Source organism: Peptoniphilus sp. BV3C26 (genome assembly GCF_000478985.1).
Lineage (GTDB): Bacteria > Bacillota > Clostridia > Tissierellales > Peptoniphilaceae > Peptoniphilus_B > Peptoniphilus_B koenoeneniae.
In genome coordinates this window covers 1-5,568 of record NZ_AWXB01000009.1, presented here as the reverse complement: position 1 = coordinate 5,568, position 5,568 = coordinate 1, and the positions used below count along the sequence as shown (strand labels likewise).

Annotated in this window: 8 protein-coding genes and 1 pseudogene; all 9 read left to right on the top strand. The window is 29.6% G+C overall.

Annotated features, from left to right (window positions below):
* The first annotated feature begins 141 nt into the window (after positions 1-141).
* Positions 142-306 (top strand): ATP-binding cassette domain-containing protein, encoded by a 165-nt coding sequence (locus tag HMPREF1253_RS10670; protein ID WP_008902131.1) that lies wholly within the window; start codon positions 142-144, stop codon positions 304-306.
* 345 nt (positions 307-651) lie between these two features.
* On the top strand, positions 652-870 hold the full coding sequence (locus HMPREF1253_RS01365; protein WP_036739102.1) for a helix-turn-helix transcriptional regulator: 219 nt from the start codon (positions 652-654) through the stop codon (positions 868-870).
* Between the two features lie 155 nt (positions 871-1,025).
* Positions 1,026-1,439 carry a BlaI/MecI/CopY family transcriptional regulator gene (locus HMPREF1253_RS01360; protein ID WP_023054958.1) on the top strand — a complete coding sequence of 138 codons (414 nt, stop codon included), beginning with the start codon at positions 1,026-1,028 and terminating at the stop codon, positions 1,437-1,439.
* Positions 1,420-1,827 (top strand): hypothetical protein, encoded by a 408-nt coding sequence (locus tag HMPREF1253_RS10345; RefSeq protein ID WP_023054963.1) that lies wholly within the window; start codon positions 1,420-1,422, stop codon positions 1,825-1,827. The genes HMPREF1253_RS01360 and HMPREF1253_RS10345 overlap by 20 nt, the downstream gene beginning before the upstream one ends.
* Complete coding sequence (locus tag HMPREF1253_RS01355) at positions 1,793-2,776, top strand: M56 family metallopeptidase (protein ID WP_238318862.1); 984 nt, start codon at positions 1,793-1,795, stop codon at positions 2,774-2,776. Before HMPREF1253_RS10345 ends, HMPREF1253_RS01355 begins: the two co-directional genes overlap by 35 nt.
* 11 nt (positions 2,777-2,787) lie before the next feature.
* Complete coding sequence (locus HMPREF1253_RS01350) at positions 2,788-3,264, top strand: hypothetical protein (protein WP_023054959.1); 477 nt, start codon at positions 2,788-2,790, stop codon at positions 3,262-3,264.
* Positions 3,265-3,293: 29 nt separating this feature from the next.
* Complete coding sequence (locus tag HMPREF1253_RS09550) at positions 3,294-4,562, top strand: copper amine oxidase N-terminal domain-containing protein (protein WP_023054960.1); 1,269 nt, start codon at positions 3,294-3,296, stop codon at positions 4,560-4,562.
* A 121-nt stretch (positions 4,563-4,683) separates the two neighbouring features.
* A complete protein-coding gene (locus HMPREF1253_RS01340) occupies positions 4,684-4,899 on the top strand; it encodes a hypothetical protein (RefSeq protein WP_036739098.1) in 216 nt (71 codons plus the stop codon).
* Positions 4,900-5,039: 140 nt separating this feature from the next.
* Positions 5,040-5,309, top strand: a pseudogene (locus HMPREF1253_RS10665) (DUF3847 domain-containing protein); the annotation flags it as partial.
* Between the last annotated feature and the right edge of the window lie 259 nt (positions 5,310-5,568).

Genomic DNA, 5,568 nt, shown 5'->3' with positions numbered 1-5,568 from the left:
GGTGCAGAGAGGTAAATATCGGCAGTCTTCGGACTGCCTTTATTTTTTTGTAAATTTGCAGTATTTACTCATATAAATAAGTTCTAAATGCTCTAAGATAAATACATAAGAAAATAAGTCTTATTGATAGGAGGTTTATAAATGAATGTAATTGAAGTGAAAAACATGAGTAAAAATTTTAAAAACAAGAAGCTTTTTAATAATTTTTCTCTAGAAATTGAAGCTAATACAGTCCATGCCCTTGTTGGTCCTAATGGCGCTGGTAAGACTTCTCTGCTTAGGATACTCACTGGTCTTTATGAATAAGATGGTGGCGAAATTAAGATTAAGGGAAATCATGCAATGTTACTTGAAAATGACTATCTGTATGAAGATAAAACTGGGCTAGAAAATATTAAATTATACGGTGTGTATTTCGATTATGGTTTAGATTCTTATCAAAAATATTCTGACTTGTTAGAAATTACAAATGATCTGGGTAGAAATGTTTCGACATATTCTAAGGGTATGAAGAGAAAATTATCTTTGTTAATTATTGTAATGATGAATAGAGAGATAATATTTTTAGATGAGGTAACTAGTGGGGTAGACCCAATCTCAAGAGTCGAGATAAGAAAGCTTTTAGATAAAAATGCCGCACTTATGTCTCTTATGGCACTTAGCTATAAACCATTATGGATACAGTTAGCAAAAAAAGGATTAAAGAAAACAGATGTAATAGCTATGGCAGGACTTACAACAAATGTTATGGCACAAATGGGCAAGGATAAACCGATTACATTTAAGAATTTGGAAAAAATATGTAAGGCTCTATCTTGCACTCCTAATGATATTATTAGTTTTGAATATGAATTTGAAAAAGAAATTTAAAACTAAAACGAGATGTATTAAAATATAAAAATTGTAATTTTAAATGGTCAAAACACTTGACCATTTTTTAAATCTATGATATACTCAAGTTGAAAATAATTAAACGAATAAAAATATAAGAGCGAACGAAACTATATATAAAGGAGGTAATATAGTTGGAATTTTCAGATGGTGAACTTCTGGTAATGGAAGAATTATGGAAGGGCGATGTATTAGACGAAAATGGAGAAATCCAAGCTCTTGCCTTATCAAAAATATTGATGGAAAAGTACGATATAAGTAAAACCTCTTGCTACACCTTTTTTGGAAGATTAGTAGAAAAAGAAGCGATAGCTAGGAGATATCCTAAATACACAATTAGGGTCCTTGTATCAAGGGAGGATGCTCTTTTGAATAAGCAAAAAGAAGCCTTTCATAAACTTTTCAAAGGATCACTTCTAAATATGTGTAAAACGTTTTTACAAAATGAAGAAGTTACAAAAGAAGAAATAGAAGAAATGAAAAAATTAATAGATAGCTTTGACGAAGAGGACCAAGAGGAAGACAAGGATGGCAATAAGTCTAGTTAGGGTAATTACTTTAGAAAAATCTATAAAAAGTCTTTTTTTACTAGTTATTATTCTTTTAGTTAGACCAATATTAAATAAGAAAGCCTTTAGGTCAGCAAGTATTGTTTTGTGGATAGCTTTATTAATCTACTTAATAAGTCCCTATGAACTTGAAATCGGAATAGAAAATGTAAAGGAAAATTCTATCTTACTTGCTATAACAAATTTTTTTGATCATTCCCTTGGATGGTTAGTAAATAAAATAGGCTCTATATTTTTTAAACTAAATCGACTAATAGGTTCGGTTTTGATTTTTACTTATCTCGTAATAAAAATTTATAAATTTCATAAAGTTATGAAAGGCTCTACGCTTATTGATAACACTTTATGCGAAGAAAAAAATAAGTAAATTTGGATTAAAAAGAAAAGTAAGGATTTATATAAATAACAATTTTAAAACACCCCTTACCTTTGGAATTTTAAGACCTAGGATAATCCTACAAGATCATATCTTAGCTGATGAAGAATTACTAGACCATGTTTTGATCCATGAACTAATGCATATAAAGAAATTTCATATCCTACTTAACCACCTGGTAAATATTGTAGCCTGCATATATTGGTACAATCCACTCTTGTGGCTAAGCTTAAAATATATAGACCAAGATATAGAAATAAATTGCGATAAGCTAGTGGTTCAACAATTAGGCGACACAATAAAAAATAGAAAAGAATATTGCATGTCAATGCTAAAACTCGTGGAAAGAGGAATTTATGAAAACAACCTATATTTAAAATTAAATCCCAACATAGAAAGAATGGAGATAATAAAAATATGGAAGAAAACACTTTTGGGACTTATAAGTTTTATCCTTGCCTTTGCTCTTTCTTTGCCAGTTTTTGCCAATGTGACCGACCTAAGTCAAGATAGGGTTGAAGTTCTAGGCCAAGAGCTAAATAATTTTGAGATTAATAATGGGGGAAGGGTTGAAATAATAGGTTATAAAGAATATGAGAAATTAGAATTAGGAAAGATATCGAGTATAAAATCTGACCTAGCAAATATCGACGAACAAATAAAGCTAGGAAGTTTTGAAAATATCCCCTACGAGTTTGAGATTAGTGGTGACGACTACAAAGGTTTTATCATAAATTTAGAAAATATGTCTTGTTCTGGAGGAGTAGAATTTTCAGTAATTATAGAAGAAGATGGAGAAATAATTTATAAGAGAAGATTTGCCACAGACTCTACATTAAAAGTTAAGACACAAAAGGGAAGTGCTTATATTGTAACTGTTTGTAATGAGTCTAATAAAAATTTATCGGGACAAGTAAATATAAATTCTTATACAAGATAAGAGAGGATTTTATGAAGTTTTCAAAAGAAAAAATATTTGGGTTGATGCTAGTATTATTTTTTATGATTAATCTAAGTTCGTGTTTAAATTCTAATGATAAAAATATAAGCAAAGAAAAAGATAAAATCTCTTTGACAGTTAATATTTATGATGAAAAACAAGAAACTTTTAAAGAATTAGTTACAACCCAAGACCAAAAAAGGAAAATTTTAGAACAGTTGAATGAATTGAAGAAAGATTCTAGTTTATATGATTCAAATAATCAATATCTAGGATTGGATAATGCCTATTCTGAAGGAACATATTTAATTAAAGTACATGATAATAAGGAATATGAGATAGAAATAGGAAATGATGATTCCCTTAGTACAGATAATAAATATTGGTACAATATAAAATCGAAAAATAAGGATAAAGAGGGGATATACAAAACTTCTTATAATTTGAAAGAAAGAATAGATCAAATTATATTTGGGGAAGACAAATAGTTAAACAAAATTATATGAGGAGGTAAGAAATGAAAAAAAGATTTACTCTATTAATAGCCATGGTGATGCTGTTAACAGCAATTGCAACAAATGTATTTGCTTCATCAGCAAATAATAACTCAAAAGTCAGCCCGAAAGAATGGCAAGAATGGTTTAATGGTCTAAGTAAAGAGGAACAATTAAGTGTAAACTATGAGCCTGCATCAGCAAATAATAATCCAGAAGTCAGCCCTAAAGAATTGCAAGAGTGGTTTAATGGTCTGAGTAAAGAGGAAAAATTGAGCGTAAACTATGAGCTATTACAATCAATTAGATTGTCGGATAAAGATATAGAATGGTTAAAATGGTATAATACTCTTTCTAAAGAGGAACAATTAGCCGTGAACTATTTTCCAAGTCAACTTTTAAAACTGTTCAGTTCTAATGAAGTTTCAAAAGTTAATAATGATGTTTTTGCAATTTCTAAAGATCCAAATATTTATATTCATAATCAAATTGTAAAGACGGATGTAGTTCCATTTATTAAAAATGAAAGAACTATGGTTCCTTTGAGGATAATTTCAGAAAATCTCGGGTACAATGTTCAATGGAATCAGAAAAAACAAGAAGTAAAAGTATCAGACAGAAATTTAGAAGTAAAGTTATATATTGGGAAGAAAGAAATAATTAACAATAATCATAAAGAAGTCATCGATGTTGCTCCTCTAATTAAAAACGACAGAACTTTCGTACCATTACGATGTATTGCAGAAGCTTTTAATCAAGTTGTAATCTGGGATCAAAAGGCAAGAAATGTTCATATTACTAGAGAAAAGGATATACCTAGTAACAAAAACGATTATATTGGACGGTTTGTATTAATTAATAGTATAGATGTATCTAGCTCAAAAGGTGATAAAAAATCTCCGGAGAGTTTAAGAATAGGTGATGTTGGTTTAATTCTTAAAAGTGAAGGGGATTATTTATACATTGATCTAATAAAACCCCAAGGAGAAGCAATTGAAGATTGGTCTTTTGCCAAAGGATATGTTTTGAAGAAAGATTGTATTTTAAATCCAAGACCTAATGAGCTTGATTTGATTTCTAATGTATGTAGATTAAAAAATGGACAAATTAAAGTCCAAGATTCTATAAACGGAGAAACCTACGAGGTAGACGGAAATAGATTTTCAAACATTAAGAGAAAAGAAAAGAACCAACTATTAATAGAAATGCCTGGTGGTGCAAATAGTGCCTGGGTTTCAAAGAACGACGTTGATTTTGTTTTAGAGTACTTCACAGGAAATCTTAATAATTAATTTATTTAAGACAAGAGTTTTTTGTGAGCGAAATCTAAATACGTTCAAAAGATATTGAGAGGAAAAGCATCTAGAAAATTCTAGGTGCTTTTTTGATGCCTAAAATTAAGGAGGTGAGATATTGGCAAATAGAATAAAAGGGATAACTGTTGAGATTGGTGGGGACACTAGCAAATTACAAACGGCTCTAAAATATGTTAATACGGAGATAAAACATACTCAATCAGAACTGCGTGATGTTAACAAACTTCTTAAACTTGATCCTAGCAATACTGAACTTATCTCACAAAAGCATAAGCTATTAGTTCAGACCATAGAAGAAGAGAAGAACAATTAAAAAGAAAGAAGCAAGAAGAGATAGAAAATCATTATAGAAACATAAATGATATTTCAAAAGACATAAAATTTTAATAATGAAACTTTGAAAGTGATAGCAGAAATGTTATCTCTTTTTATATTACAAGAAAGGAGTTTTGTATGAAAAAATTAGATCAAATAAGACAAGAGTCAAAAGAAATAAAAGAAAAAATTGATGATACAGAAGAAAGATTAAGGCAACTAAAAAATCAAGAAAAGAAGATATTAAAACAAGACATAGTAAAAAGAAAAAAAGAAAGAACTCATAGGCTCATAACAAGAGGAGCAATCTTAGAAAGTCTTATAGAAAATGCAAAAGAGGAGCTAACAAAGCCATTTGAAAAGGCTGATGAGCTTAAGAACAAAACTCTAAGATTAGCTGAAATAAACAAGCTACTTGATCTTGGCGATGTTAACGAGATTGAAAACAACTCGCCACTGCTTGAAGATTTCAAAAGAACTATAATAGATTATGCTAATTACGAATTTTCAGAAGACAATCCTTACGAAGCTTTTGATAAATTGTATCCTGACTTAGAGCATATAAGTTTAGCGTTTACTCATACACCTGATGACAAACACACTATTCAATATGAAATAAATGCTGAAAACAAATCATGGACGCAATATGTAGACGATATGCCTATAA

Coding starts and splice junctions, on each gene's coding strand:
- HMPREF1253_RS10345 (WP_023054963.1), top strand. CDS start 1,420: ATGGCAATAAGTCTAGTTAGGGTAATTACTTTAGAAAAATCTATAAAA.
- HMPREF1253_RS01350 (WP_023054959.1), top strand. CDS start 2,788: ATGAAGTTTTCAAAAGAAAAAATATTTGGGTTGATGCTAGTATTATTT.
- HMPREF1253_RS09550 (WP_023054960.1), top strand. CDS start 3,294: ATGAAAAAAAGATTTACTCTATTAATAGCCATGGTGATGCTGTTAACA.
- HMPREF1253_RS01365 (WP_036739102.1), top strand. CDS start 652: ATGGCACTTAGCTATAAACCATTATGGATACAGTTAGCAAAAAAAGGA.
- HMPREF1253_RS10670 (WP_008902131.1), top strand. CDS start 142: ATGAATGTAATTGAAGTGAAAAACATGAGTAAAAATTTTAAAAACAAG.